The sequence below is a fragment of the Streptomyces sp. NBC_01622 genome, assembly GCF_045209635.1.
Lineage (GTDB): Bacteria > Actinomycetota > Actinomycetes > Streptomycetales > Streptomycetaceae > Streptomyces.
Window position 1 is genome coordinate 3,908,449 of record NZ_CP109293.1, and the last position, 26,937, is coordinate 3,935,385.

At 69.9% G+C, this 26,937-nt stretch carries 26 protein-coding genes and 1 tRNA gene; 13 read left to right on the forward strand and 14 right to left on the reverse strand.

Features of this window, described 5'->3' with window-relative positions; all coding sequences use genetic code 11:
• Positions 1-5 precede the first annotated feature (5 nt).
• Complete coding sequence (locus tag OH768_RS17395) at positions 6-521, reverse strand: response regulator (RefSeq protein WP_406454615.1); 516 nt, start codon at positions 519-521, stop codon at positions 6-8.
• Between the two features lie 139 nt (positions 522-660).
• Between OH768_RS17395 and OH768_RS17400 the strand changes: the two genes are divergently transcribed.
• Positions 661-732: transfer RNA gene (locus OH768_RS17400), tRNA-Arg, on the forward strand.
• A 305-nt stretch (positions 733-1,037) separates the two neighbouring features.
• Positions 1,038-1,430 (forward strand): hypothetical protein, encoded by a 393-nt coding sequence (locus tag OH768_RS17405; protein WP_406454617.1) that lies wholly within the window; start codon positions 1,038-1,040, stop codon positions 1,428-1,430.
• Between the two features lie 43 nt (positions 1,431-1,473).
• On the opposite strand, the gene OH768_RS17410 is transcribed toward OH768_RS17405, so the two are convergent.
• Positions 1,474-1,704 (reverse strand): hypothetical protein, encoded by a 231-nt coding sequence (locus tag OH768_RS17410; protein ID WP_406454619.1) that lies wholly within the window; start codon positions 1,702-1,704, stop codon positions 1,474-1,476.
• A 40-nt stretch (positions 1,705-1,744) separates the two neighbouring features.
• Positions 1,745-2,233 carry a helix-turn-helix domain-containing protein gene (locus tag OH768_RS17415; RefSeq protein ID WP_406454621.1) on the reverse strand — a complete coding sequence of 163 codons (489 nt, stop codon included), beginning with the start codon at positions 2,231-2,233 and terminating at the stop codon, positions 1,745-1,747.
• A 343-nt stretch (positions 2,234-2,576) separates the two neighbouring features.
• On the opposite strand from OH768_RS17415, the gene OH768_RS17420 reads away from it, so the two are divergent.
• A complete protein-coding gene (locus tag OH768_RS17420) occupies positions 2,577-3,239 on the forward strand; it encodes a response regulator transcription factor (RefSeq protein ID WP_406454623.1) in 663 nt (220 codons plus the stop codon).
• Between the two features lie 209 nt (positions 3,240-3,448).
• On the opposite strand, the gene OH768_RS17425 is transcribed toward OH768_RS17420, so the two are convergent.
• The 3 genes from OH768_RS17425 to OH768_RS17435 are packed head-to-tail and all read right to left on the reverse strand — an operon-like array spanning position 3,449 to position 6,671.
• Positions 3,449-4,720, reverse strand: a complete 1,272-nt coding sequence (locus OH768_RS17425; protein ID WP_406454625.1) for a hypothetical protein — start codon at positions 4,718-4,720, stop codon at positions 3,449-3,451.
• A 38-nt stretch (positions 4,721-4,758) separates the two neighbouring features.
• Entirely contained in the window at positions 4,759-5,985 is a 1,227-nt protein-coding gene (locus OH768_RS17430; protein WP_406454627.1) for a sensor histidine kinase, read from the reverse strand.
• A gap of 32 nt (positions 5,986-6,017) precedes the next feature.
• Complete coding sequence (locus OH768_RS17435; protein WP_019065258.1) at positions 6,018-6,671, reverse strand: response regulator transcription factor; 654 nt, start codon at positions 6,669-6,671, stop codon at positions 6,018-6,020.
• A 117-nt stretch (positions 6,672-6,788) separates the two neighbouring features.
• On the opposite strand from OH768_RS17435, the gene OH768_RS17440 reads away from it, so the two are divergent.
• The 3 genes from OH768_RS17440 (at position 6,789) to OH768_RS17450 (ending at position 7,751) form a co-directional block, all read left to right on the forward strand.
• The gene (locus OH768_RS17440; RefSeq protein WP_406454629.1) at positions 6,789-6,920 is read left to right on the forward strand and encodes a hypothetical protein; all 132 of its coding nucleotides are present in this window, start codon (positions 6,789-6,791) and stop codon (positions 6,918-6,920) included.
• 142 nt (positions 6,921-7,062) lie between these two features.
• Positions 7,063-7,344 carry a type II toxin-antitoxin system Phd/YefM family antitoxin gene (locus OH768_RS17445; protein WP_406454631.1) on the forward strand — a complete coding sequence of 94 codons (282 nt, stop codon included), beginning with the start codon at positions 7,063-7,065 and terminating at the stop codon, positions 7,342-7,344.
• A complete protein-coding gene (locus tag OH768_RS17450; protein ID WP_406454633.1) occupies positions 7,341-7,751 on the forward strand; it encodes a type II toxin-antitoxin system VapC family toxin in 411 nt (136 codons plus the stop codon). The genes OH768_RS17445 and OH768_RS17450 overlap by 4 nt, the downstream gene beginning before the upstream one ends.
• 196 nt (positions 7,752-7,947) lie before the next feature.
• Here the strand turns inward: OH768_RS17450 and OH768_RS17455 are convergent, their stop codons facing one another.
• Both OH768_RS17455 and OH768_RS17460 read right to left on the reverse strand, forming a co-directional pair.
• Positions 7,948-8,685: a hypothetical protein gene (locus OH768_RS17455; RefSeq protein ID WP_406454635.1), complete on the reverse strand. Its 738-nt coding sequence runs from the start codon at positions 8,683-8,685 to the stop codon at positions 7,948-7,950.
• A gap of 12 nt (positions 8,686-8,697) precedes the next feature.
• Positions 8,698-8,919, reverse strand: a complete 222-nt coding sequence (locus tag OH768_RS17460) for a hypothetical protein (RefSeq protein WP_406454637.1) — start codon at positions 8,917-8,919, stop codon at positions 8,698-8,700.
• A gap of 693 nt (positions 8,920-9,612) precedes the next feature.
• Here OH768_RS17460 and OH768_RS17465 point away from each other — a divergent pair.
• Positions 9,613-10,251 (forward strand): hypothetical protein, encoded by a 639-nt coding sequence (locus OH768_RS17465; RefSeq protein ID WP_406454639.1) that lies wholly within the window; start codon positions 9,613-9,615, stop codon positions 10,249-10,251.
• Between the two features lie 277 nt (positions 10,252-10,528).
• Here OH768_RS17465 and OH768_RS17470 read toward each other — a convergent pair whose 3' ends face one another.
• From OH768_RS17470 to OH768_RS17480, 3 genes are all read right to left on the reverse strand, one after another.
• Entirely contained in the window at positions 10,529-11,137 is a 609-nt protein-coding gene (locus OH768_RS17470; RefSeq protein WP_406454641.1) for a lamin tail domain-containing protein, read from the reverse strand.
• 470 nt (positions 11,138-11,607) lie between these two features.
• Complete coding sequence (locus OH768_RS17475; RefSeq protein WP_406454643.1) at positions 11,608-13,092, reverse strand: glycoside hydrolase family 16 protein; 1,485 nt, start codon at positions 13,090-13,092, stop codon at positions 11,608-11,610.
• A gap of 108 nt (positions 13,093-13,200) precedes the next feature.
• Positions 13,201-14,832, reverse strand: a complete 1,632-nt coding sequence (locus OH768_RS17480; protein WP_406454645.1) for a chitinase — start codon at positions 14,830-14,832, stop codon at positions 13,201-13,203.
• 232 nt (positions 14,833-15,064) lie between these two features.
• Between OH768_RS17480 and OH768_RS17485 the strand changes: the two genes are divergently transcribed.
• Positions 15,065-16,390: an acyltransferase gene (locus OH768_RS17485; RefSeq protein WP_406454647.1), complete on the forward strand. Its 1,326-nt coding sequence runs from the start codon at positions 15,065-15,067 to the stop codon at positions 16,388-16,390.
• A 167-nt stretch (positions 16,391-16,557) separates the two neighbouring features.
• On the opposite strand, the gene OH768_RS17490 is transcribed toward OH768_RS17485, so the two are convergent.
• On the reverse strand, positions 16,558-18,936 hold the full coding sequence (locus tag OH768_RS17490; RefSeq protein WP_406465314.1) for an endonuclease/exonuclease/phosphatase family protein: 2,379 nt from the start codon (positions 18,934-18,936) through the stop codon (positions 16,558-16,560).
• Positions 18,937-19,336: 400 nt separating this feature from the next.
• Between OH768_RS17490 and OH768_RS17495 the strand changes: the two genes are divergently transcribed.
• Positions 19,337-21,100: a beta-ketoacyl-[acyl-carrier-protein] synthase family protein gene (locus OH768_RS17495; RefSeq protein ID WP_406454649.1), complete on the forward strand. Its 1,764-nt coding sequence runs from the start codon at positions 19,337-19,339 to the stop codon at positions 21,098-21,100.
• Between the two features lie 21 nt (positions 21,101-21,121).
• Here OH768_RS17495 and OH768_RS17500 read toward each other — a convergent pair whose 3' ends face one another.
• On the reverse strand, positions 21,122-22,174 hold the full coding sequence (locus tag OH768_RS17500) for a Ku protein (RefSeq protein WP_406454651.1): 1,053 nt from the start codon (positions 22,172-22,174) through the stop codon (positions 21,122-21,124).
• Between the two features lie 58 nt (positions 22,175-22,232).
• On the opposite strand from OH768_RS17500, the gene ligD reads away from it, so the two are divergent.
• Complete coding sequence (gene ligD, locus OH768_RS17505) at positions 22,233-23,114, forward strand: non-homologous end-joining DNA ligase (RefSeq protein WP_406454653.1); 882 nt, start codon at positions 22,233-22,235, stop codon at positions 23,112-23,114.
• A gap of 233 nt (positions 23,115-23,347) precedes the next feature.
• Here ligD and OH768_RS17510 read toward each other — a convergent pair whose 3' ends face one another.
• On the reverse strand, positions 23,348-24,151 hold the full coding sequence (locus tag OH768_RS17510) for a nuclease-related domain-containing protein (RefSeq protein ID WP_406454655.1): 804 nt from the start codon (positions 24,149-24,151) through the stop codon (positions 23,348-23,350).
• A 96-nt stretch (positions 24,152-24,247) separates the two neighbouring features.
• Between OH768_RS17510 and OH768_RS17515 the strand changes: the two genes are divergently transcribed.
• The 3 genes from OH768_RS17515 to OH768_RS17525 all read left to right on the forward strand — a co-directional run bounded on the left by OH768_RS17515 (position 24,248) and on the right by OH768_RS17525 (position 26,830).
• Positions 24,248-24,754 (forward strand): dual specificity protein phosphatase family protein, encoded by a 507-nt coding sequence (locus OH768_RS17515; RefSeq protein WP_406454657.1) that lies wholly within the window; start codon positions 24,248-24,250, stop codon positions 24,752-24,754.
• Between the two features lie 118 nt (positions 24,755-24,872).
• Complete coding sequence (locus tag OH768_RS17520) at positions 24,873-25,595, forward strand: hypothetical protein (RefSeq protein WP_406454659.1); 723 nt, start codon at positions 24,873-24,875, stop codon at positions 25,593-25,595.
• The gene (locus OH768_RS17525; protein ID WP_406454661.1) at positions 25,592-26,830 is read left to right on the forward strand and encodes an ATP-binding protein; all 1,239 of its coding nucleotides are present in this window, start codon (positions 25,592-25,594) and stop codon (positions 26,828-26,830) included. Before OH768_RS17520 ends, OH768_RS17525 begins: the two co-directional genes overlap by 4 nt.
• Positions 26,831-26,937: the final 107 nt, after the last annotated feature.

Sequence of the window (26,937 nt, forward strand, 5' to 3'; positions counted from 1 at the left end):
GGACGTCAGCCGCCGGTACGGCCGCCCCGTCCGGCCCGTTCGGCCTCGCCCGCACCGAAGGGGCCGCCGATGGACAGCCCGCCCGTCGCGTCACGCCGCCCGCGCTCGATCAACTGCCGTACGAGCGCGATGAGTTCGGAAGGTTCGAAGGGCTTGGCGAGAAACGCGTCGACGCCGACGTCGAGTCCACTCTCGACCTCGTGCTGAGTGCAGGCGCTGACGATGGCGAGCGGCAGATCTCGGGTACGGGGATCACTGCGCAGCCGAGCGGCGGTACGCAGTCCGTCCAGCCGGGGCATGACCACATCGAGGGTGACCACATCGGGCCGTACCTGATGAATGACGTCCAGACACTCGGCACCATCGGCCGCGGTCACGACCTCGAGACCCTCCAGCTCGAGATTGACCCTGATCAACTGCCGGATGACCTTGTTGTCGTCCACAACAAGCACCCGACCCGACGCGCCTGGCACAACTCGAGAGTAGGTCCGGACCGGCCACCGCGTCCGGGTTTTCCCCACTTCCACCCCCTGCGAGGGACCCGGGACACGCCCCCGACGGCCCCCGAACCGCCTCTCTGACCACCGGGAAACCTGTTCATGAACACCGGTATGGAGCTGGTAGGGTTCTACCCGTCGCCGCGAACACCGCGACCGACACGCCCCCGTAGCTCAGGGGATAGAGCAACGGCCTCCGGAGCCGTGTGCGCAGGTTCGAATCCTGCCGGGGGCACTCCGGAAAAGACTCCTGACCTGCAGAAATACAGGTCGGGAGTTTTTGCGTTCACGTCAAAACGCACACGGTCTTTTGACCGTTTCTCTTTCCGAGCGATACACCGACTTCCGCGCTCTCCTTCTCACGCGTTTCCGCAGTTCAAAGGCCGTTCGCCAAAGACCGGTTGGCGATACACGTCACCAAATACCGACCGTGCCGCACACCTCGGGTACCGGCGCCACTTTCGAGCGAAAACCCCATGCGACCTGCCTGAATGTGCCGAAGAGCACACCAAAACGCACACGGTCTGCTCGTACTTCCACGTGCAGAGCCTCTGGGGCTCACGATTCGACTTCGGCCACTACACCGCCCACACGTTCAGGCATCTGATCGTCGGGCACGACACCCTCGTCGTCTACGCGACCGCCGCGATCATCCTCGGTTCCCTGCTGCTGTTCCTCTTCTGCGCACTGAACGGGCAGCCCCTTCCCCTGCTCGCGTACTGCGCCGTCATCATCGTGATGGCCGTCGGCGGCGCCCACTTCTTCACGAGCAAGCCGAGGTTCCTGCTGCCGGCCTTCCCTCTGCTGCTCCCGCTCGCCCTGCATCTGGCGCGCAGCCGCCTGCGCACCATCGTCGTCCTGCTCACCGCCCTGGCCGGCGTCTCCCTCTTCTACGGCACCTACCTGCTCACCGTCTCCCATCCGGCCCTGTGACCGGAAGGCCGCCCGCCCGGTCCGCAGCAGCAGCCCAGCGTCCTCAGCCGTCGCCGGCCCCTGCCTCGTCTCCGGTCCCGTTCTGACGGACCGGCACCAGCACGGTGAACGTGGTGGGGTGGCGGCCGGTCAGGGAGAGTCTGCCGCCGAGGGTGACGGTGAGGTCCCAGGCCAGGGCGAGGCCGATGCCCTCTCCCTCTCCGTCACCGGTGTGGCCGCGCTCGAAGGGCCGGGTCGTCTCGATGGCGCCCGCTTCGGCGGTGCCGCCGTACAAGGCCGCTCCATCCCGCCCGCGTCCCACTACGTTCGGATTCTCAACGGACGCTCCGGTAGAGGTGTTCGGGGCGGCCCGTGGTTCCGTAACGGAGTTCGAGCCGGACCATGCCCTCCCGTACCAGGTAGGAGAAATACCGCTGGGCCGTGGCGCGGGAGACGCCGGTGAGTTCGGCTGCCTGGGCCGCGGACAGGGCGTCGGGGGCGGCGCGAAGGACCTGGTGCAGGAGAGCGAAGGTCGGTCCGGAGTGCCCCTTGGACGGGACCCGGGGGACCGCCGGCGGCCGGGCGGCGCTGAAGAGGGCGTCCACATCAGCCTGGTCGGTCCGGGGAGCCTTGCCCAGGGCGTCCGCACGATACTGGAGTTCCCGGTAGGCGGTGAGCCGTTCGGCCAGGTCGGCGGAGCCGAACAGCTTGACCAGGTAGCCCACGGCGCCGAGCTTCATGGCGGTCCGTACCGAAGTGATGTCCCGGTCGACGGTGATCATGATGACGTCGGGGCGGGCGCCGCCCTCGTCCGAGCTGAGCAAGCATGACGCCGCCGAGCCGACGGACAGGTAAGGGCGCACAAGCCCGGGAACGTCTCCCACTCGCCGATCGTCTACAGTGCGACGAACGTCTACACCCTTGTAGTCATTCGTATCCGCCCGTTCACCTACGTCAGGTGGTCCAAGGGAAAGGGGCGCTGTCAGTGGATGGGGCGCTCCCCTTGGGGCACGGCACCACGGTGACTCTGGCGCGCTCCACGCGGAGCGATGCCGCAGCGACTCGTCGCCGGCCGCCTGGCGGCGTGTCCGTCGACCATGGCCCACTGGCCGCCCGAATCACTCATCTCGGACACGACCCGCCCGGCCGGAGCACCTAAGGGAGACCATGCGTCACAAGATATTGGTCGTTGAGGACGATCACGTGCTGCTGGACGTGCTCCGCCGTGGGCTGTACGAGGAGGGCTTCGAGCCCGTCCTCGCCGCCGACGGTGCCACCGCCCTGCGGCTGGCCACCGGCGACATCGCGGCGGTTGTCCTGGACATCGGGCTGCCCGACGCGGACGGTCGGGACGTGTGCCAGGCGCTGCGCACCAACGGCTTCCTGGCCCCGGTCATCTTCCTGACCGCCCGGCAACAGCTCGCGGACCGGCTGTCGGGGTTCTCGGCAGGCGGTGACGACTACCTGGCCAAGCCCTTCCATCTGGCTGAACTCACCGCCCGGCTGCGTGCGTCCGTGAAGCGGGCTGCGCCGGCCGCGGCGATCGCGGTCGGGGACCTGATTCTGGACGCGGTCGGCCACCGCGTCACCGTGCACGGCACTGCCGTCGCCCTGTCCCCCACGGAGTTCCGGCTGCTGGCCACACTCGTGGCCGCGGGCGGGAGCGTCGTTCGGCGCCGCGAACTGGTCGCGGCGGGCTGGCCGGAGGGTGCCCAGGTCAGTGACAACACACTGGACCAGTACCTGACCCGGCTGCGGCGAAAGCTGCGTGAGGCCGACAGCGCGCTGACCATCGGCACGGCGCGCGGGATCGGACACCGCCTTTCATGAAGCGCCTTGTCCTCGATCAGCTTGGAGGAACAGCGGGCGACCGAAGCCATTGAGACGCCGGCTTCGACCGCCCACGTGAGTCCGCGGACATGCCCGGGCTGACACAGGCGGCCGCCTGCACTGACCACAGCTCGTCGGCGTGTGCCGAGGCGGCGCGGTTCTCGGCGCGGCCCCGCACACTCGACCCGTCGCCGGGCGCAGGGGGTCTGTCAGCCCATGTCCGTCAGGAGGGCGTTCAGTTCCTTCTCCTGCTGCGCAGGCGGCATCGGCGGATTCGAGTGGTCGATGCCGAAGGTCCCCAGCACCTTGTCCATCTGGGCGTCGATGGAGGTCCAGCCGGTGTTGTCCAGCGGCTGCAGCGATGCCTGGTCGGCGTCCCACAGGTCACGCAGCGACTGGGCGGCCGTGTGCGCTCCCTTCGCGTTCCCCGAGCGTGCGTCCTTGAGCGAGGTGGAGGCGAGGTTCTTCAGCGCGGCGACCTTGGCGGGCGGGAACTTCTTCACCGCCTGGCCGGGAGCCATCTGGACGGCGGAGGTGTTGTCGGCCTCCGGCGCCGGGCCGGTGTGCGGCTGGCTGTGGGCCCAGATCAGCAGGCCCATGGTGGCGACGGCGAGCAGTCCGAAGCCGGCCAGACCGACGCGCTCCTTTCGCAGGTCGCCGGTGGCGTGGGTGGCGTGGGCGGCCTCGTAGGTCTCGGTCACGTCCGAGCGTGTCACCGTCAGGTAGGCCACGGTGGCCAGGATCAGGCCGAGGAAGATCAGGCTGGTGGTGAAGGTGCCCAGCGCGAGGCCGGTCGGCTCACCCGGCTGAGCGACCTTCGGGGAGGCGAGCCAGTCGCCGATGTTCGCGCCCAGCGGGCGGGTCAGGATGTAGGCGAGCCAGAAGGACAGCACCGAGTTCGCGCCGAACTTCCACAGCAGCGTGATCGCCGCGATGAGGCCGAGCGGCAGCATCACCGAGGCGCCGGGGCTCCAGCCGGTGAGCTCCAGGGTCCAGTCCCCGGTCGCGGTGCCGAGCGCGAAGGTGACGAGAACCGCGAGCCAGTAGAACGACTCACGCGGAAGCGTCGTGACCGAGTGGATCGAGAGGGTGCGCTCGCGCAGCCACCACACGCCGAAGACCACGGCGAGCAGAACCGAGAACACGGCGGAGCTGATCCACAGCGGCACATTGAGCTGGTCGGTGAGGATGTCGGTGTACAGGGTGCCCGTGACACTGACAACGACCACGGTCAGCCAGTACGGGAACGGGACGTACCGCTTGAGCCGCATCTGGACGGCCAGGACCACGACGAACACCGCGGTGAAGATCCAGGCCGTGTTCACCAGGCCGACGCCCAGCTTCATGTTGATCCAGTCGGCGAAGCTCTCACCTACGGTGGTGCACAGGATCTTGATCACCCAGAACCAGATGGTGACCTCGGGGACCTTGTTGAGCATGAGGCGCCCGCTGCGTGGGCGTGCTTCCGTTGTCGTTGTCATGCAGGGAGGTTTACGGAGGGAACCTGCAAGCAACCTGACTACGTGGCCGCCTTCGCGGCCGGGAGTGTCACCTGGACGTGACCGCGGCCGTCCGCGATCGCCCGGACCTCCACACCGGCCGAGGCAGCGATACGTCGGACCACCGGCAGCCCCAGCCCGTACCCGCCGCCGCCGGTCACGCCCGCTTCGAAGACCCGGTCGACCTCAGCGGGATCGAACCCTGGGCCGTCGTCCAGGACATCCACCACGATGGCCTCGCCCTGGCTGCGCGCGGTGATCCACACACGGGACTTCGCATGCCGCAGGCTGTTCTCCAGCAGGGGTGACAGCAGCGACACAGCGACGTCGGGCGCCAAAGCCACCTCGACCTTCGCCGGGAAGGCGACCTCGACCGCGCGGCTGCCGATCGCCTGCCGCGCGGCGGAGCGCAGATCACACCGGGTCCCCTCCTCCGTCCGTGCGCGCGCTGCGCGCAATATCGTCGTGACCGCCGCATTGAGGCGGTCGACCTCGCTCAGCACCACCTCCGGCACCACTGGCTCGCCGGACAACTGCGCCAGCTGCGCCTCGCCTCGCAGGACCGTGAGCGGTGTCCGCAGCTCGTGGGCGATCTCGTCGGTGAGCCGGCGCTCGTCCGCCAGCGCGTTGTCAACCCGCTCCAGGAGGCGATCCAGGGTCTGTCCCAGTTCCCCGAACTCGTCACGGGGGGCTCCGAGGTTGAAACGGCGCCCGGGCTCGTGATGGCCCCAGTCGTCGGCGAGGGCGGCCATCTCGTGCACGACGCGCAGCGCGCGGTGCACCACGAGGTGCGCGACACCGCCGGCGAGGAGGATCGTAAGGCCGCCCAGAACCAGCGACAAGGTCAGGCTGCGCTGCTCGGACGTCTCGTAGGGCGTGAGGTCCACCCGGACGATCACCATGACGTGGTGGCCGCCGGTCGGAACCGGCCGCGCGAACAGGAGGTAGTCGCCGACGGTCGCGGTCTGCGATCGCCCCGAGTCCGCCAGCTCCTCGACGCGCCCGACCACGCTCGGTGGCACGTCCCCGTCGATAAGACGGCCATCGGCATACACCCAGGCGACCTCGTCCAGCGCCTCGCTGCTGTTCTCCGTGAGCACGACACGGCCGCCCTTGACGCTGACGTTCGCCGCGACCGCCTCGGCGCGCGTACGGGCCAGATCGTGCGCGTCGGCATCCGTCACCCTGCTCAGCAGCACGTGCGAAACCACCACCAGGATCGCGACCACTGCGGTGGCGATCAGCACGGTGAGCGCGACGACGCTTCGGCGGAATCCCGTCACTGCCATCGGTAGCCCACGCCGCGGACGGTCGCCAGCCGCTCGGCCACACCCAGCGGACCGAGCTTGGTCCGCAGCCGGCGCACATAGGAGTCGAGGGTGTTGTCGCTGACCTGGGCCCCGTGCGGCCAGCCGGCGGCGACGAGGGCGTGGCGGCGTACCGCGTCTCCCTGCGAGGCGATCAGGCGGCCCAGTAGCCGGAACTCGGTCGGGGTCAGGCTCATGCTCACCGCATCGTAGGTCACCACGTGCTTCGCCGGATCGAGGACGACCTCGTGCGGTGCGGACGCCACGGTGGCCCGGCGCAGCAGCGCCCGGACACGGACCAGCAGTTCCGGGATGTCGAAGGGTTTGGTCATGTAGTCGTCGGCGCCGGCCTCGAAGCCGCCCACCTTGTGATGCAGGCCGTCCAGGGCGGTGAGCATCAACACCGGCACGTCGACGCCGCGAGCCCGCAGGGCCAGGCAGACATCGCGACCGTCGGCGTCCGGCAACCCGAGATCCAGGACGACCAGTTGGGGCGCCGGTGCGAGCTGCCGCAGCAGGCTGTCGGCCGTGGCGGCGACGGAGACGGTGTGGCCGTCGTGCTCCAGGGCGCGCTTGAGGATGCCGCGGACCGCCGCGTCGTCTTCGCACACCATGATGAAAGCCACGTGCTGACCCTAGATACTCGCGTTCCAGTTCTCCATCTGCCCCGATCAGCCACGCGACGCTCGGGCACGACCGGCCGAGCCGCAGCGGGGGCTGCCGCGGGAGGACCACCATGGGACATGGACCGTATGCAGGAGTACATCGACGCGATTCCGACGGGTCACCGCCCGCTCTTCGCCCGGGTGAGCGGGCTGATCCTCAAGGAATTCCCGCAGGCGAGCGTGGCACTGTTGTACGAAATGCCTACCTAACGGGTCGAAAGCGCAGGCCGCGCATCGCGGCCCACACACGGGCTGGACGTCCTGCCGACGATTCTCTACGCCCCGGACTGGGCCGCCGATCCCACCTCACTTCAACCTCCCATTGTGCACATTATTTGTGTACCTTTATGTCATGGAGACCATCCCGCTTGGAGAACTGAACCACCATCCGTCGAAAGTCACAGCGAGGGTTCGTGCAGGTGAGACACTCGTCGTCACTGAGCACGGCAAGCCTGTCATCCGCATGTCACCCGCCGAAGAGCCCACGTCGGCCCTGGACCAGCTGATGGCGACCGGCCAGGTGCGTCGCGCAGTCAATCCAGGCGCACTGCCCGAGCTGATCAGCGATCTGGCCGAGCTGCCTTCGCTGTCGGATGCGCTGATCACCGAGCGCGACCGGGAGCGCATGCGTTGAGCCTCTACTACATGGACACCTGCGCTCTGCTGAAGTTCGTGCAGCAGGAGGCAGAGACGCAGGCGCTTCGCAGCTGGCGGGCAGCGCTGGGCGTCGACGGCCGCCTGGTGACCTCCCAGCTGGCCGGGGTTGAGATCGCGCGCACGTTCCGGCGAGCCGGTGTCGACCGGCAGCGCGTGCCGTTCCTGGTCGGCAACACGCTCACCGGGATTGACCAGATCGTCCTCGGTGACGACGTCCTGACCCGCGCCGCGGGATTCGAGGTGCAAAGACTCGGCACTCTGGACGCCATTCACCTGGCAACAGCCGCCCCTCTGCACCGAGAGCTGGACGGCTTCGTCACCTACGACAAGGAGCTGGCGGACGCTGTCACAGCGCTCGGACTGCCGCATCTCGCACCCGCATGATGGAGCCGGAACAACTCCGCCCGCCCAACGGACCTGTCGAGCCCCTCCTCCATCAGGGCCTGCCCAGCCCGGGCGCGACCGGCCGCAGTGGCCAGCCGAAGAAGGACTCCAGCGCAGCGGGGCGCGCCGTGACCCAGCGGACAGGATCCGTCTGTTCGCCCACACTCCGGTATCCGGCATTGTGCGTCCGGAAGCGCTATTCCTCGTCCTGCTCGCTAGGCTCGCGCGGCTGGCCGTAGGAGCTCAACAGCCCTTCGATGCGCTGGTGTTGATGGACTGCCGGTCGTACAGGCCACTTCGCGTACCGGCTCAGCAGAACCTCGACGCTGTTGCCCGGCCGCTGGGCAACCTCGGCCGGGTCCGCACCCGCGCACAGCCACGTGGACAGCGCCGAGTGCCGCAGGTCGTACGGCCGCTTCGCGAGCGGCGTACCGGTGAGAGCAGGAGACAGAACAAGGTCACGGCTCTCGTGCCAGACCCGGTGGTAGGCGCCGTAGCTGATGATCCGCCCCTGTTCGGTGAAGAACAGCCGCCCGTCGTCGGCCGTGCCGAACGTCGCGACATGCTCGCGCCACATGGCCACCAGATGCGGAGGCAGCGGCACCACCCACGTTTCCCCCGGCGGACGGTTCTTCAGCCCGCGCTCATCGTGGAACTCGCCGCTGTCGGTCCAGCGTTTGCCCGCCTGCGGTCGAGTGCGGTGCAGGATCAACCGCCCCCAACCAGTGGTGGGCAGGCGGCAGTCCGGCAGCGCGACCGCAACCGCCTCCTCCGGACGCAGACCCGCGTAGTACATGCCCGAGAAGAACCCGACCAGCCGACGGCCGCGAGCCCGCCGGTAGCCGCCCACGTAGGAGACGGCGTCCAGCAGATCCCGTGCCTGGTACGGGTTGGCCACCACCCGCGGGTCCACCGCGACCGCCGGCTTGGGCACCCGCCAGCGGACTCAGTTCAACGGGTGGCTGCCCAACTCGCCTCGCTCCACGGCGTAGTGGAGCGCGTGCACCACCACCTTGCGCTTGCGGCGCATCGTCTCCACCGCCGCCTCACCACCGTCCAGCTTCCGGCGCAGCGACTCCAGCACATCACGCGCCAGGACCGGATCACTCAGGTCCACCAGGGGACGGGAGATCAAGCTCCAGAGGTCGCCCTTGGTCGAAGAGTTCACTGGCAATCGCGTGACGACCATGATCTTGATCCACACGACAAGTAGATGTGGGTCGGACAGCGCCACCCCGTTACGGCTCACCTGAATGGTTCCGGGCAGCGCGCCCGCGGCATTGACGAGCGGCGACGAGCTCTCCAGGCAGTAACTCTGCCGACGCTTCGGCGGGAAGAGGGCTCACCCCCTGGCGTAGTACAGGCCAACGATGGTCAGCAGGATGGCAGCCACCGCCAGGATGAGTGTCACCAGGTTGAACGCTCTGCCATCGAGCACGTCGATCGCTATGGCCATCTGCCCCCGCTTCCTCCGACCAGCCACTCCAAGACCGAGACACTGTGGCATTACGTCCTTACCTCATGGGCCCTGCCAACAGCACCGAGGAGCGGTCGTGGGCAGCTCGCTGCTTCATGGGACTCCGGCGCCCCAGACCCGGCACACTCGAAGCGTGTGCTCAGGTACGGATGCCAATGGGGACACCTTGGATCACGAGCCCAAAGACCCCGCCATCAGCGCGCCGGCTGAGGACGGGGGCTTCGTGTTCGTGCAGGCGGATGCGGCCCGTGGCGGTCGCATGGCAGGGTCTATGGACAAGGCGTGGAGAGGATCTTGCGGTAGTGCCGCGGGACGGGGTGGTCTACGTCGACATCAGCCGTCGGCCGCAGACAGACGAACGGACAAGTTGGGGAGCCCGTGGACGTGACAACCCTTGCCGTCGCACTCATCAGCGTCGGAGGAACGCTGGGCGGAACTCTGGGAGGGACGGCGCTCAGTCAGCGCGCCAACCGGCAGCAGAACCAGCGTGCCGATCGTGAACGGGAACAGGAACGCCACGAGCAGGCGATACAGACCCGGCGGGATCTCTATGCCCGTCTGAATACCACAGCTCGCGCCTACCGGGTCGCCGCGCGGGACGCCGTCGAAGCGGCCCAACGCGGTGAGAGCATCGACCCGGCGCTTCTCGACGCGGCCAAGGAGGCCTGGGCCGACGAGTACTCCCAGGCTCAGATGGCGCTTGCGAAGGACGTACTGGACGTAGCTTCCGCTCTCAACAGGTCGCTCGGAGTCGGGTACTCGGTCGTCAGGCAGCTGGCCGGCAGCCCCGACCCGGACAGGGCGTATCAGCAGGCGAAGACGTGGTTCAGTGAGGCACTGTCTGACGGTGTGTACCTGCTGCGGGTCACGCTGCGGCACGACCTCGGTGTCGAGACCGAGCCCGACTTCGAGCAGACCCGTCTGCGAATGCTCGCCACACTCGACGGCGCGCGCGACGACCTCGCACGCCTACTTGCCGCAGAGCGGGCCCAGGCTCCCGGAACGGTTGGCGGGCCTCGGTAGACGCGCCGCGCTGGGTCCACCTATATGCCTCTTCAGCCCTGGCCACCAACCCCAACTGGCCGGTCGATCAATGCATCTGGTTCCGCGGTTCCCGCTGCTTGTCCGCCCGGTGGAGCTTGATGTCCTTGTTGACGAAGAGGTGGACCCACCCACCCCCAGCGCCAGCAGATCAACCCGGTGGCGTTACGGCGCGCCGCCCCTGGATGGGACGGCGCGCCGTGGGTGTCACGTCACTGCCGAGACGCTCGTCACCGATCGAACGCCATGGTGCCGGCGGTCAGCGGTGGCCGCCGCCCTCGTGGCCGCCACCCTCATGACCGCCACCCTCGCGGCCCCCGCCACCGTGACCGCCACCGTTGTGGCCGCCACGGTTGTGGCCGCCACCGTTGTGGCCGCCGCCCTCGCCGCCCCCGTGGCGGCCGCCCCAGGACTCGTCGTCGACGAGGCGGCGGTGGTCGTTGCGGAGGGTGGCGGTGTCGGAGCGGTTGTCCCAGGCGTAGTCGCGGCGGTCCTGGTAGACGTCCTGGGCGGTGTCGCGGCCCTTTCCGGTGTGGACGCGGACGGTGGCGTGACCGCCGAGGCGGAAGTGGCGGAAGGTGTAGGTCTGGCCTTCCTTGTTCGACAGCTTCCAGCCGTCGAGGTTGACACCGTGGCGGTCGTGGTTGGTGATCTCCACCCACTCGTTGTTCAGCGAACGGGCGGAGCGGTCGTCCGGTCCCGGCGAGTCGGCCTGCACGCGGCCGATCTCCACGCTCGGCCGGGCCGCGTGGTCGGCCGCGGTCGCCGGCAGTGCCGCCGCGCCGACGAGAGCGCCGGCAGCCAGCGCGGCTGCGGCCAGACGACGGACGGACACGGAAGGTGAAGAGGTCACGGGTTCCCCCAGCATGGTGCGGGCACATCCCGGATACGACAACGGCCGGCCCCCGGGCTGTGCGGTGTGCGGGTGGCGGCCTGTTGGCCGCACACCCACACCTTCTCCACAGTGCCGACGACATATGAGCGATACGTGAATCACGTTACGAGTTGGTCGCATTTCCGTGATTGTCGCCTGTACCGTCCATTTATGCGTGTGATGCACCAGGTTGACACCCGGGTTTCTTGCGGGCGCTGACCCGAGGTCCTTGATCGCCAGGGTGCGCCACCCCAGGTCAGCCGGAGGCATCACCCGAAAGTGGGTAACGGGCAGGCCGCCGATTCCCGTTACTTGAAGGACTCCCGGGTGCAGGCGAAGGCGTGCTTCGGGAGGTTCGACATGGCGGACGCGCCGGCCCGGAGAAATGAAGATCCCTGTCCGGTCGCTATCAGGAACCTGTTTGGAGTGCTGCGAGAGATGACGGGAGTTCTACGTCGGCTCGGTCATTGGTAGTAGCAGGTCTTCGCCGTCCCCGGTGCCGGGTCGCCGAACACCGCGTTGGTGCACGGGGTGCCGCCCGTGAACGTGCCGTAGAAGTACTGGCCGCCCGCCCCGTACGCCACCTCGTGCGTGCCGGAGAAGGTGCAAGTCCCGCCTTCCGCCGCGCAGTTGGTCCACGTGGCGAAGGTCGGCGGTGGGGCTACGACGTAGCAGGACTTCGCGGTGCCGGGGATCGGGTCGCCGAAGACCGTGTTGGTGCAGGGGGTGCCGGCCGGGAGCGTGGCGTAGCGGTACGCACCCGCGGCGCCGTACGCGACCGTCATCACGCCGGAGAAGGAACAGGTGGTGTTCTCCCCCGCGCACGGGGACCAGATGTCGGCTGCTGGGGGTGCTGCTTCCGCGTAGCAGGACTTCACCACTCCGGAAACCGGGTCGCCGAACGTCCCGGTGGTGCACGGTGTCGAGCCGGTCGCGGTCGTGTAGTTGAAGCGGCCGTTCGCGCCGAAGGCGACGGCCGAGGTGCCGTTGACCGCGCACGTCCCGTTCTCCGCCGCGCACTGGGGCCAAGTGCCGGGCAGGGCTTGGGCGGTGGAGCCGGTGGAACCACCGGTCGTGGTGTACGCGGCCACGTAGTCGACGCTGAGGGTTCCGCCCGAGGAGGTCGCGGTGCTCGGGCTGGTGCAGCCGCACGCCGCGTTGGGGAACGCGCCGCCCATCGCCAGGTCGAGGATGATCGACTGGTTGTGGTCGAAGGCCGCCTGCCAGGTGGCGGTGCCGACTTGGGCCTCGGTGACCGTGTAGTAGGCACTGCCGTCCAGGTAGAAGGTGATCGTCTCCGCCGAGGTGTCGGTGCGGTCGAGGATCATCGAGTACGTGTGGAAGCCGCTCTGGCAGCCGGGGCAGGCGCGCAGGCCGCTGCTGATTCCGGTGCCCTCGTTGCAGGGGCCGCCTGGTGAGGTGCCGCAGTGGATCGTGCCGGCCACGTCGGAGAGGGCGTTGACGTCCTCCATGATGTCGATCTCGCCGTTCTCCGGCCACTGGCCGGGACCCAGCATCCAGAACGCCGGCCAGTAGCCCAACCCGCTTGCGGGGCTCGGCTGTTGAATGGACGCGGCGACTTCCAGCCTGCCGCCGGCCGGTGCGCCCACGTTCGCGGTCGGGGTCTGGATCCGCCCCGAGGTCCACGAACTGCCGGAGCCCAGCGCGGTGATGTCCAGGTTGCCGTTGCCGTCGAGGTGGGTGTTGGCGGTCGAGTCGGTCATCGTCTCGATCTCACCGGTGCCGAAGCTCGATCCCGGTCCGGTGTCGAACTTCCAGTTGGCCGACGAAGGGGCCGATCCCGCCGACCCGTTGAAGTCGTCGCTGAAGACGGTCGACCAGCCGGAGGGTGCTCCGGGTGCGGCTGCCGTGGCGGGCTGGGCGGTCGTGGCGCCGTAGAGCAGGGCCACGATCGGCGTCAGGGCCGCCAGCCAGATCACTTGCCGCACAGGCAAGGATCGTCCGGTCGTGCCGGTTTTCCTCGGTCTGAACATCGTCCGTGATCTGAACATCGTCCGGCCTTCCTCGTGAGGCTCGTGAGAGTCGTGAGATGAGCGCTACTGGACGTAACAGGACTTCGCCGTACCGGAGATCGGATCGCCGAAGACGCCGTTGCTGCACCCGGTCGAGCCCGAGACGGACCGGTACACGTACCGTCCGGCCGCCCCGTACGCCACCTCGTGAGTGCCGGAGATGGCGCAAGTCCCGTTCTCCGCAGCACAGTTGGTCCACGTGGCGAAGGACGGCGGTGCGCCGATGAGGTAGCAGGACTTGGCGGAGCCGGAGGCCGGGTCGCCGAACACGGCGTTGGAGCACGCGGTGCCGCCGGGCAGCGTCGCGTAGCTGAACGAACTGCCGGCGCCGTACGCCACCGTCATCACGCCGGAGAAGGCGCAGGTGCCGCCCTCGGACGCGCAGGAGGTCCAGACGTCGGTCGCGGGCGGGGCCGCCTGGCCGTAGCAGGACTTGGCCGTGCCGGAGATCGGGTCGCCGAAGACCGCGTTGGTGCAGGGTGTGGAGCCGGTCTCCGTCGCGTAGTTGAACCTGCCGCTCGCGCCGTAGGCCACGGCCGTCGTCCCGCTGACCGCGCAGGTGCCGTTCTCGCTCGCGCACTGGGCCCAAGTCCCGGGCAGGGACTGCGCAGTTGAGCCGGTCCCACCACCGCCACTGCTGCTGCCGGAGGTGAACGCCTGGAAGATGCGCGCGAAGTCACCGGAGTTCTGGCTGACGCCGCTGCACGTGCTCTGGGCCGAAGTCGAGCCCGCGCAGCCGCCGTTGTCGCGGTTCTGCGACCAGTACGACGTGAGCGCGATCCCCCGCGAGGCGTCGAAGGCTTCCACGCTGCGGGCGTTGTCGAGGGTGAAGACCTCGCCGGCGCTGTCGTTCTGGCCGATCATCGGGGTGTTGCCGAGCTTGGCGTACGCGGCGGACGTGGAGATGCCGAACGCGCTCGCGACCTGGCCGGCCGCCGCGTCCACGGACGTGTTGGCCGCGTTGCCCATGTCGGTGCCCGAGGAGCCGTAGTCCATGGTCATCAGGTTGACGACGTCCGGGGTGAAGCCGTTGGAGCGGGCGTTGTTCAACACGTTCACGCCGTCGCCCGACAGGCCGCTGGGGAGGGCGGGGAGGGTGACGGAGATCGACAGTGAGCGGCCGTTGTTGGCGGCCCAAGTGCGCACCTGGGCAAGGGCCTTGTCGCGGCGGTCGATGCCGGCGGAGTTGGTGAGGGAGGCCGATTCGATGTCGAAGTCGACGTGCGAGAGGTTGAAGGTGGTGATGACGCTCTCGATCTGCGCTGCCGCCGCCTCCGGGCTGGAACAGGAGTCGCCGATCTCGGTGAGCGCGGTGTCGGAGGTGTAGCCGCCGAAGGACACGGACACATCGCCGCCCAGGCCGCGGATGCCGTCGATCTGCGACTGGAGGGCGGACTGTCCGGGCACCTGCCACTGACAGCCGGGGCCGTCGACGAACGCGGCGGTGAAGAACTTGGTGCCGTAGTTGTTGGCGACGTCCGTGAGGGAAACGTTTCCCGAGCCCGCGTCGAAGTACGGGGCGAAGACATGGGCGGGCCAGGCGTTCGGGGCGGAGGTCGCCGACGCGGGGGCCGCCGAGGCGAGACCGGCCGCCGCGAGGGCTCCGGTCAGCAGGGCGGCGGAGAGAAGGGAACGGGATCTCGATCGGGTACGCATGCGCGACCTCCATGAAGGAATGGGGGGTGAATCGATTCAATCCCTGATCGATATTGGTGCAGACCAATTCGATGTGTGGGCCCAGGGAAGCAGTGTTGACAGGGGCGAGTCAAGGCATGGGTGGGTCAAGAGAAACCAGGGCCGAGTTCGGGTGTCGTGACGGGCACGGATTGGTTGCGGGAGAGCGCACGTCCGCCCCAACTCCCGTACTCCCCCGGCACCATGGCGTCCCATGGGGGATTTGAGCGGGGACCGGGATCGCTACGTCGACTTCCTGCGGGCGTGGGCGATCGTGCTGGTGGTGTTCGGGCACTGGCTGATCACCGGGCTGGTGCGGGAGCCCAACGGGGTGATCAGCGCACCGGAGTTGCTCGCGACCGTGCCCTGGACCCAGTGGCTCACTCTGGGCTTCCAGATCATGCCGTTGTTCTTCCTGGCCGGCGGACACGCGGCCGGTGGCTCCTGGGCTCGGGCGCGGACCGACGGCCGTACGGCCACCGGCTGGGTGGGGCAGCGGGCGCTACGGCTGTTACTGCCCGCCGGGGTGTACAGCGGGCTGGTGCTGGTCGCCGTCGCGATCTGCGCGGCGGTCGGCGTGGACCCCGACACCCTCGCGCTCGTCGGGTGGGCCATGGCCATGCAGTTCTGGTTCCTGCCGGTGTATCTGCTGCTCAGCGCGGCAACTCCCGCCCTGCACGCGGCACATCGGCGATGGGGACTGCGTGTACCGGTGACGATGGGGATGGTCGCCCTGGTCGCCGACACGCTGGTGGTCACCGTGCACACACCTGGTGTCGGGCTGCTGAACTACGTGCTCGTGTGGGGCGTCGCCTATCAACTGGGCTTCTGCTGGCGGGACAAGCTCCTCGCCGAGCGGTCCGCCCTCCCCGCGTTCATGGCCGCGGGCGGTGCCGCCGCCTTCGCCGCGCTGGTCGCCCTCGGGCCCTTCCCGGTGAGCCTGATCCTCGTCACCGGGCAGAGCCCCAGCAACACCAATCCCCCGTCAGCGGCCATGCTGGCCTGGGCAGTTGGTCAGGCCGGGCTGGCGCTGCTGCTCGCGCCCGCGCTGCGACGGCTGTTGGCGCGTGAGCAACTCTGGGGACTTGTACGGCCGTTGGGCGGGGCCAGTATGACGCTCTACCTGTGGCACATGCTGCCGGCGCTGATCGTTGCCGGCGCCTTCTATCTCACCGGGCTCGCTCCCGAACCGGCCTACGGGTCGGGGACTTGGTGGGCGCTGCGGGTGCCGTGGCTGGCCGTGCTCGGGGTGGTGCTGGTGGGGGTCGTAGCGGCGCTGGGGCCGTTGGAGCGTGGGCTCGCGGTGGTGTACGAGCGGACGCGGCCGGGTGATCTGCCGCGTGAACTCCCGCGTCGGTCTTGGGCGTTGTGGGGTGGGATGGCGGCGAGTGTGAGTGCGCTGATCTGGTTCGCCGGGCATGGGTTCGCCTTTGGCGGGCGGTTCCCGGTGTTGCCCGCGGTGGGGCTGGTGGTGGGGGTCGGGCTGGTCATGGTGATGGGGCGGAGTGCGGCGGACCGGGGTGTGCGCCTTAGCGTCTGAGTGGCTTGTGTTGTCTTGCGAGTGCGGCGGCGTTGTGGCTGGTCGCGCAGTTCCCCGCGCCTCTTAGGGGGTTGCCCTCCCCGGGAAGCGGGAGGCGGGAGGCGGCCGGTCATGGTGACGGGGCTGGACGGCTCGCGCCGTCCTGCCCCCGTCACCCTCCAACAGTGCTAGTGCCTACGGCACTTCGACACGTCGATCCGGACGATCTGCGGGTCGTGGTCGCTCGCCTGGTCCGCGAACTCCGCGTTGATGTGCACGACGTCGTAGTTGAAGGACGTCACCGCGGGGCTGGTCAGGATGTGGTCCAGGGTCTGGGAGTTGCCGTCGTAGACGTAGGTGTAGCGCTCGGCGGCGGGGAGGGTGGTGATCAGGGGCGTGAGGACCTTGTCGGCCGTCAGGGTGGTCACCGTCTGGGAGAACTCGTAGTCGTTCAGGTCGCCGAGGACGATCGCCTTGGCGTTCCTGTCCGCCGCGAGCAGGGACTTGACGAAGGTGTTGACCTCCGCCGCCTGGGCCGCGCGCTGGGTCTCGGAGCTGCGGGCCGGAGGCTGATAGCGGCCGTGGATCGGCTGATCGCCGCCCTTGGAGATGAAGTGGTTGGCGACCACGAAGACCTGCTCGCCCTGGAAGGTGAACTCACCGGCCAGGGGCTTGCGGCTGTCCTCCCAGGCCGCGTTGGTCGGGTCGATCCGGCCCGGGGAGTAGGTGAGTTCGACGCCCTTGCGGGTCTTCACCACGCTCGTCGCGGTGGTCGCGTCGCCGCCCGGGTGGTCGGTGAAGGAGACCCGCTTGGGGTTGAAGAGGAAGACCTGGCGGATGTTGCCGCCGGGCTCGCCGCCGTCCGCGTCGTTGGTCGGGGAGATGTAACGCCACTTGTAGACCGGGCCGCCGGCCGCGCGGACCGCGTCCGTGAAGCGCTTGAGGGTGGCCTCGGCCGTCACCGTGCCGTCGTTGGTCGCGCCGTTGTCGTCCTGGATCTCCTCCAGGGCCACGATGTCGGGCGAGTTGAGGTTGACCGCGACGCCCTCGGCGAGCCGGTCGAACTTCTCCTGGGTGTCGAGCGCGTCCAGGTTCTCCACGTTGTACGTGGCGACCGCCAGCTCGTCCTTCTTCTGCTTGCGCGTCACTTCCTGCTTCAGGCCGTTGTCGACGAGGGTGCCGAGCTGGGTGGCCTGGACGTTGTAGCCGCCGTAGGTGGAATAGTCGAGGGGGCCGGTCGTGACACCTGACAGCTCGTCACCGACGTTGGCCACGGGGAACGTTGACGTCGTGTCGAGCGACATCACCTCGATACGGCCGGTGTTGGGCTGGTCGTAGGAGGAGTACAGGGTGCCGCCGCGCGCCGTCGCGTTCTCGTCGGGCTTCACGGTGACCCACAGCTCGCCGTACGCGTCGCTCGCGCCGACCACGCGCGCGTCGGCGAACGTGACCCGCATGCCCTCCAGGGACTCGAAGAAGTCCTGGGCGTAGACGGTGGGTTGGAGCGCGAGGGACTCGATGCTGCCGCCGGACGCGGTCGGGATGTAGGCGTCGGGGACCAAGGTGGCATCGAGGGTCACGGCGTCCGGGAGGGCGTTGCCGCTGGAGAGGACCGTGGTCGTCGGGCCGGTGATCTCGGTGTTCGACTGGCTGGTGCTGCTCGGGTAGTACTCGCTGACCTTGCCGGTGACCAGGACCGAGTCGCCGACCGCCACCGTGGGCTTGGTGGAGCCGGTGTAGACGAAGACGGCCTCGCTGGTGCGCTGGTCGTTGTCGGGCGTCGGGTCCTGGATCCAGTAGCCGAGGGAGCCGCTGGAGCGGACGCCGGTGACGATGCCGGGGACCCGGGTGACCGTCTGGCCGGAGTACGGCGAGAGGCGGGTCGTGCCCTGGATGTCGTGCACGCGGACGGTGCCGGGGTCGGTCGGCGAGCCGCCGTCACCGCCGCCGTCGCCCGAACCGGGCGTCTGGCCCGCCGAGTTGACCGGTGACGGGGTGGCGGCGGTGAAGTCCGCCGCGTTGTCGTCGGTGTCGGCGAGCGAGGCGGCACGCGCGACGGCGGCCGTGTTGGAGGCGCCGGTGGCCGGGCCGCTGCCCTCGCGGACGACCGCGGTGCCGTAGCCCGTCAGGTCGACGACGCGGGTGTCGGCCGCGCAGTCCGCGGCGGTCTTGCAGGTGAGCGCGGTGGTGCCGGAGACCAGGGCGATCGTGCCGGAGGTGGCGCTCATGGCGATCGAGCCGCCGGCGTCGGTGGTCGGCAGCGCGGTGGTGCCGCCGCTGCCGGTGCCCTCGCCGACCAGGTAGCGGGCGCCGGGGGCGATCGCGCCGGTGAGGGCGGTGACCTGCCAAGTGGAGCCGGAGGAGGGCGAACCGGGCAGGTACTGCACGCTGTAGCCCGACAGGTCGTAGGCCGTGGAACCGGCGTTGCCGAGTTCCACGAAGTCCCGGGTCAGGGTGGCTCCCGAGTTGCCTCCGCCGCCGTACACCTCGGCGATCACCGCCGAGGCCGACGGGGTGGCGTGCGCGGCGGGCAGGGCGGTGAAGGCGAACGCTCCCGCCGCGCCCACCGAGACGATCGAGCAGGCGGTGCGGCGGGCGCGGGATCTGCGCCCTTCAGGTCTGGACACGCTGGAGGTCTCCTCGTACTTCGTGTAGCTGCCGATACCGGTGCCTGTGGGGAGTCGGCTCAAGTTACGCGCGTAGAAAGGGAGTTGCCAGAGGGCCTCGCGTTAAATCCAGGGAACAAGGCGGGGGCGGGGACGGCGACCGCGGCCTCGAAAGTGACGTTCCACACATAAGACCGGTGATCGAATCCGGCAACTCGGCCCATTCCGGCCGACCTTGAGAGCCCCCGAGCCGCAAGAGGTTCATCGTTCAACCGTGGCGTTTTCCGGTTTCGTCCAGTTCACTCGGGATGGTTTGCCGCGCACCATAAGTCCGTTCTGAGCACAGGGAGTGTGTAGAGGTATGTCCAATTCACCCTATTCGCCGGAGATTCCGTTCGCTCCTCACCCGGTGAGCGCCGCCGAAGTCATCCCGGGCGATCTGATCGCCCTGACTCCGGACGACGCCGAACGCGACTGCTGGTACGTCGTGATGCACACGCTGCCCGAGACCCCGGAGACGATCCGGCTGGCGCTGCGTCCGCCGCTCGGCGGGGCCGACCGGGACGAGGTGCTCGGGCGGAACCTGCGCGTCACCGTCGCCGGCCACCGGATGGACGTCGGGGCGGTCCCCCGCCTCGACTCCGACGATCTCGGGGCGGTCGAGTTCCGCGACGGCGACCGGGTGACCACCCTGCGGGTCGTCGATCCGCGTGCCGACGAGGTGTCGTACGTACGGCGTTGGGGTGTGTGGCACCGGGACCTCGACGGGGCGGCGGGAGAGGTCGCGGCCGATGCCGAGGTCCGTGGCTGGGGCGGCGCGGAGTACGTCGTACGGCATCGTCCGCGGCCGGAGCGGGAGGCGGTCGTGAACGGGCCACGGCGGGTGGTGGTCACCGGGCTCGGGGCCGTCACGCCGCTCGGGGTCGGGGTCGGCGAGCTGTGGCGGGGGCTGCTCGACGGTCGGCACGGGATCCGGGAACTGGACGGCGAGGAGTTCGCGGAGCTGCCCGTGCGGGTGGCCGGGACCGTGCCCGTCGACCCGGCGGAGCTGCTGCCGCGGGCGGCGGCGCGGCGGATGAACCGGGCCGCGCAGTTCGCCGTACTCGCCGCGCGGGAGGCGTGGGGCGACGCCGGGTTCGTGGCGGGCGGCACGCGGGAGAGCGGGCTCGATCCCGAACGGGTCGGCGTCAGCCTCGGGGCGATCCTCGGGGACGCGTCCGTGCTCGTCGGCGGCGACCGCAAGCTGCGGGACAAGGGACCCCGTGCGGTCTCACCGCTCACCACCCCCATGACCGTGCCCTCGCAGGCCGCGTCCCAGGTCTCCCTCGACCTGCACATCACCGGCGAGGCCCGCACGGTCACCGCCGCGTGTGCCTCCGGCACCGAGGCGATCGGGGCCGCCATCGACCGCATACGGTACGGCCGGGTCGACATCGCCCTCGCGGGCGGGGCCGAGGCGGTCGTCACGCCGGCGATCATGGCGTCGTTCGCCGCGATGCGGGCCCTGTCCACGCACGGGCCCGCGGACGGTTCGTCGCCGTCACGGCCGTTCGGGAAGGACCGGGACGGGTTCGTGAACGGGGAGGGCGCGGGGGTGCTCGTCCTGGAGGCCGAGGAGCACGCACGCGCGCGTGGGGCACGGATCTACTGCGAGGCCGCCGGGTGGGGGCTGTCCGCCGACGCGCACCACATGGCGGCGCCGGATCCCTCGGGTGCCGGTGTCGCGCTCGCGGTGCGGCGGGCGGTGCGGGACGCGGGCGGCCATGTCGTGGACGTCGTACATGTGAACGCTCATGCCACGGCGACGGTGGAGGGCGATCTCGCGGAGGCGGAGGCGCTGCGGGCCGTGTTCGGGCCGCGGGCCGTGCCCGTCACCGCGCTCAAGGGGCATCTCGGGCATCTGCAGGGGGCGGCCGGCGGGGTCGAGGCCGTGGCGACCGTGCTCACGCTGCATCACGGGGTGGTGCCGCCGACCGTGGGGAGTGGGGAGCTGGACGACGCGTTGGGGTTGGACGTGGTGGTGGGGGTGCCGCTGGATGTACCGGAGGGCGGGGACCTCGCATTGAGCAATTCGTTCGGGTTCGGGGGGCACAACGCGGTGCTGGCGTTGCGGCGGGTGGGGTAGCGCTGCGCGGCGAGCGGGGGCTCAGGCGGTTCGCTTGCGGGGAGTCGCCTTCTTCGCCGGGGTCTTCTTCGCGGCGGTCTTCTTCGTCCCCTGCGTTTGCGCTGATTTCTTCGCGGATCCTGCGGCCGACGCCTTCGTGGTCGTCGCCTTCCTGGTCGTCGTATTCTTCGCCGCCGTCTTCTTCGCCGCCGTCTTCTTCGCCGTGGAGGTCGACTTCTTGCCGGTGGCCTGCTTCGGGGTCGCTCGCGAGGAGATGGAGGTGACCTCGGCCTTGGCTCCCGGCTCCGCGCCACGCGACTCCTGCGCCTCGCGGACGCTCTTCTCCAGGGCCGCCATCAGGTCGAGGACCTTGCCGCTGCGGGCCGGGGCCGGGGTGTCGGCGGGCTGTTCGCCGGCGGCCTTGGCGGTGATCATCTCCTCTACGGCCTCGCGGTAGTCGTCGTGGAGGTCGGCGAGGTCGACCTCGCCCAGCGTGTCCATCAGGGCGTCCGCGAGGTCGAGTTCCTTGTCGCGGACGGTGACGCTCGTGTCGGGGGCGACGCCCTCGGGGGCACGGATCTCGTCCGGCCAGAGCAGCCCGTGCATGGCGATCACGTCGTCGACGACGCGCAGCATGCCGAGGCGTTCCCGCCCGCGCAGCGCGTACTTCGCGATGGCCACTTTCTGGCTGCGCTTGAGCGCCTCGCGCAGCAGGGTGTACGGCTTGGCGGCGGGGACGCCGTTCGCGGAGAGGTAGTAGGCCGCGTCCATCTGGAGGGGATCGATCCGGTCGGCCGGCACGAAGGCGACGATCTCGATCGTCCTGGCCGTGGGGATCGGCAGCTGGGCCAGGTCCTCGTCCGTGATCGGGATCATCGTGCCGTCCGCGTCCTCGTACGCCTTGCCGATCTCGGCCTGGGTGACCTCGCGCTCCTCCAGTTCGCAGACCTTGCGGTAGCGGATACGGCCGCCGTCCTCGGTGTGGATCTGGCGGAAGGAGACGGAGTGGCTCTCGGTCGCGTTCACCAGCTTGATCGGGATGCTGACCAGGCCGAAGGAGATGGCGCCGTTCCATATGGATCGCACCTGCCGCACCCGCCTTCCGATTCCGGCCCACGTCCGGTTCGTCACGTTTCCGTGGGATTCTCATCGTATGACGCCGATCACAGAGGTGGAGGGACGAAGGCTCGCGCTCAGCAACCTGGAGAAGGTGCTGTACCCGGCGGACGGCTTCACCAAGGGCGAGGTCCTGCACTACTACGCCACGACCGCCGAGGCCCTGCTGCCCCATCTGCGGGACCGGCCGCTGTCCTTCCTGCGGTACCCGGACGGGCCGGACGGTCAGGTGTTCTTCGCCAAGAACGTGCCGCCGGGTACGCCCGAGTGGGTCACCACGGCCGAGGTGCCGAGGTCGGAGGGGCCGGCCCGGATGGTGCTGGTGCAGAACCTGGCGTCCTTGATGTGGGCGGCGAACCTCGTCACCGAGTTCCACACCCCGCAGTGGGTGATCGGGGCGCCGGGCTCCGCCGACCGGCTGGTCTTCGACCTCGATCCCGGGGCACCGGCGACGGTGGTGCAGTGCTGCGAGGTCGCGGTGTGGCTGCGGGAGCGGCTGGCGGCGGACGGGATCGAGGCGTACGCCAAGACGTCCGGGGCGAAGGGGCTGCATCTGCTGGCGGGGGTGGAGCCGGTGCCGTCGGAGCGGGCCGTCGAGTACGCGAAGGAGCTGGCCGTGGAGGCGGAGAAGGCCATGCCCCGGCTCGTCGTCCACCGGATGACACGGAGTCTGCGGCCGGGGAAGGTGTTCGTCGACTGGAGCCAGAACGCCGCCCGCAAGACGACGGCGACCCCGTACACCCTGCGGGCGCGCGCCGAACCGAGTGTGTCGGCACCGGTGACGTGGAAGGAGGTGGAGACGTGCCGGTCCGTGCGCCAACTGACCTTTCTCGCAACGGACATGGGGGGACGGCTGGGGGAGTACGGGGATTTGCTGGCGCCGTTGGTCGATGGGGGGCGGGCGGGGGTGGTGCCTTGATTTTCGCCCCCGCCGCCCCTACCCGTCCCATCCCCAGGGGCTGCCGCCCCTTCCGCCCCGCCTGGGGGCTCCGCCCCCCGACCCCCGCTTCGGCCCTGAAGGGGCCTCGTCCTCAAACGCCGGACGGGCTGGATTGGGGTGGCCTGCGTCGAGAGGTGGCCGGACGGGCTGGATATTGCCGACCTGCGGTGAAAGGTCCGGGGGGGACCGGCACCCTCGTCAGGCGTGCCCCGTCACACCTTCCCCCACGTATGCCGATCCCGAGCCGTCGCGTGCAACGCCTCCACGTCCGCCGGCTTCAACACCCCGCCCGTCCTTGCCAGTCCGGGCAGTTCCGTGTCCTGGAGTACGCGGACCTCGCGGAGTGGGGTCGTCACCGTGACGTCGGTCGGGTCGGTCAGGGCGAGGATCGGGCGGACCTCGGCGGTGAGGGCGTAGGACGCTCGGGCGGCGTCGGAGCGGACTCGGCGGAGGAGGGGGAGCGGGTCGCGGCGGCCCAGGGTGACCATGGGGTCGGCGACCCGGACCCGTTGTTTACGGGCGTACAGGGTGTGTACGGCGAAGAGGCCGCCGGGGCCGATCACCAGGTGGTGGAGGCGGTCGCCGCCGGGCAGCGGGATCGAGTGGAGGGCGTGCCAGCCCGCGCCGTCGAGTGCGTCCAGGGCCTCGCCGACGGCCTGTTCGGCGGTCAGGGCGCGGCGGCGCTGGTCTGGGCGGAGCCGGTGCTGCGGGCCCGGGTCCCGGTCGAGGGCCAGGTGGAGCGCCTCGCCGGGGCGGTTGGGCGCGAGGTCGTCGTCGGGGTGGAGGCTGAGCCGCGCGAGTTCCGCGGGCGTCGGCACCGGCGGCGGGCCGATCGTGACCGGCCCGGTGAGGAAGGGACCGAGGGCGTGCAGCACGTCCTCTCTGCGGTCCTCGCTCAGCAGGTTGATCCTGGCCGCCTCCCGGTCGTACCAGGCGACGTTCCTTCCGTCCGTGTGACAGACGTACAGCCGTTCCTGACCATGGCGCCAGGTCGGTACGACGCGTAGTCCACTCATGCGCCATCACCCCTCGACCATGGGAACAGGCGGGGTGCTCAAGGGGCAAGAACCCGGTTACCTTTGGGTCAGTCGCTGGGGCTTGGGGAGGCGCCGTTGCGGACGCGCAGGAAGCAACCCGACGTACCCGCTCCGGACACTCCGTGGAGCGAGATCGTCACCGGTCTGTGGATGGGCGGGCACGAGTTCAGGGGGCGCTCGGGGCAACGGGAGTTCGCGGTGGTGCGGGACGAGTTCGATCTCGTCCAGACGCTGTTGCGGCTGCCGGGGCACGGGCCCGACTCCGGCATCGAGCACCATGTGTGGCCGATTCCGGACGGGCCGCTGGACGGGACGCAGTTGGCGGGCGTGATGCGGCTGGCCGTCGCCGCGTGCGACGCGCTGGACGAGGGGCGGAAAGTGCTCGTCCGCTGCTATCACGGCTACAACAGGTCGGGACTGGTCGTCGCGCACGCGCTGGTCCGGCGCGGGTACTCCACCGAGGAGGCGATACGGCTGATCCGCGCCCGCCGCTCGCCGTGGGCGCTGCACAACGAACTGTTCGTGGAGTATCTGCGGGCGGGACTGTCCACGGCCCGGCTGCTGGAGGAACTGGCCGAGTAGCCCACCCTCCGAGCAGCCGAGTAATCGTTCCGCCCGAACCACCCACGAGCGTGAATAAAAAGGACTTCCGTACGAATAGGGTGTACAGGTTCCACACCAGTGCCTCTCCAGGAGAACAGTGCCGTTCCGTCGACCCCTCCGCACCGCCGCCGTCGTCGCCCTGCTGCTCGCGACCGCGGCGGCCTGCGGTGACACCGGCGCGCTGCGCGGCGCGGGCGCGACCCCGACGGCGACCAGCCCCGCCCGGCTCTGGCCGAATCTGTCGCCCGCCGCCTCCCCCGCCTACGACTTCGACGAGGCGGACACCGAGATCGTGAAGGGCGTCACCGTTCCCGGGGACGACATCCGCAAGGTGGACCCGATCGCCGTCGTACGGGCCGAGATCGACGCGAACCCGGGCGACTACGTCGGCTCCAAGGCGCCGTACCGGGGAACGGCCGAGCGGATCGACGCCTGCGGCAAGAGCGGGGACCGGAGCAAGTGCCCCGTCCTCAAGCCCTACTACCGCGACCTGACCGGCGACGGGCACGACGACCTGACCCTGGGCTTCCGGCTGCTGCCCACCAAGATGACCGCCGTGCGGGTCTACACCGTCGAGAAGCACAGGCTCGTGCAGGTCATGGCCAACGACGACGCGGTGAGCGGGGTCGAGCTGGCCGGGCGTTCGGTGATCATCCGCTCGCCCTCGGAGCTGGCGGGGTACGAGTACCGCGTGCAGTGGACCTGGGACGCCGAGCAGAAGGCGATGCTGCTGACCCACGACGAGTTCCTGCGCACGGGCAGCCGTAGGCACGGTGTCCGCCGCGCGACGCCCGCGCCCGTGCCCTCGGCGACCTCGTGACGGGGCTCGCGCTGCCCCGCTGGGCCGGGACCCTCGCCTTCAAGTCCGCCGTGTTCATCACGGTGATGTGCTGCGCGCTGGCCGCCCTGCTCGGCGTACTCGTGCATGTGTCGGTGACCGACCGGACCGTGGGCCAGGCCCGCGAGCTGGCGCTGTCGCAGCTGCGGACGGCGACCACGCAGTACGAGGCCGGGGACTCGCTGCTGCACGGCGCCGGTGTCGATCCCGCGAGCCTGCCCGTGCCGCTGCGGCGGCTGGCCGTGGACGGCGACCGGGGCACGATGGTCGGCAAGCGCCGGGGGCGCCCGACGATGTGGGCGGCGGGACCGGCCGACGGCGACCGGGTGCTGGCCGTGGCGGTCGACTACTCGCAGGGCGCGGACACCATCGCCGGGCTCGACCGGGCGATCGTGTGGTCCTCGGCGCTGGCGATCGGGGCGACCCTGCTGGTCGGCGCGTTCGCGGTGACCCGGGTGACCCGGCGGCTGCACGGGACCGCGCAGGTGGCCCGGCGGATCAGCGCCGGTGACCTGGACGCGCGGGTCGACGATCCCCGTACGAAGGACGCGACCCGGCCGCAGGACGAGGTGGCCGCGGTGGCCGCCGCGCTGGACACGATGGCCTCCTCGCTGCAGGGCAAGCTGCTGACCGAGCAGCGGTTCACGGCGGACGTGGCGCACGAGCTGCGCACCCCGCTGACCGGGCTGCACGCGGCGGCCGAACTGCTGCCGCCGGGGCGGCCGACCGAGCTGGTGCGGGACCGGGTGGCCGCGTTGCGCACGCTCACCGAGGACCTGCTGGAGATCTCCCGGCTCGACACCCGGCGGGAGCAAGTCGAGCTGGGTACCGAGCAGTTGGGGGCGGTGGCCGGGCGGGTGGTCCAGGCGTCGGGAACGGACACCGAGGTCAGGGTCGTACGGGACGAGTGGGTGGAGACGGACCGGCGGCGGCTCGAGCGGGTGCTCGGGAATCTGGTCGCCAACGCGCACCGGCACGGGCGGGGGCCGGTGGTGGTGACCGTGGACGGGGCGGTGGTGACCGTGCGGGATCACGGGGACGGGTACCCGGGCTATCTCCTGGAGCACGGGCCGCAGCGGTTCCGGACGGAAGGGGGTGCGACCGGGCACGGGCTGGGGTTGACCATCGCGCTGGGGCAGGCGGAGGTGTTGGGGGCGCGGTTGGAGTTCGCGAACGTGGAGGACGGCGGGGCGCTGGCCACGTTGACCTTGCGATAAGAACGCGTGGTTCGTCGGGTGACGGCCGGTGGGGGCTGGTCTCGCCCACGCGGCGGAGCCGCATATCGACACAGCCCCGCGCCCCTAAGGGGCGCGCTCGTGTGGAC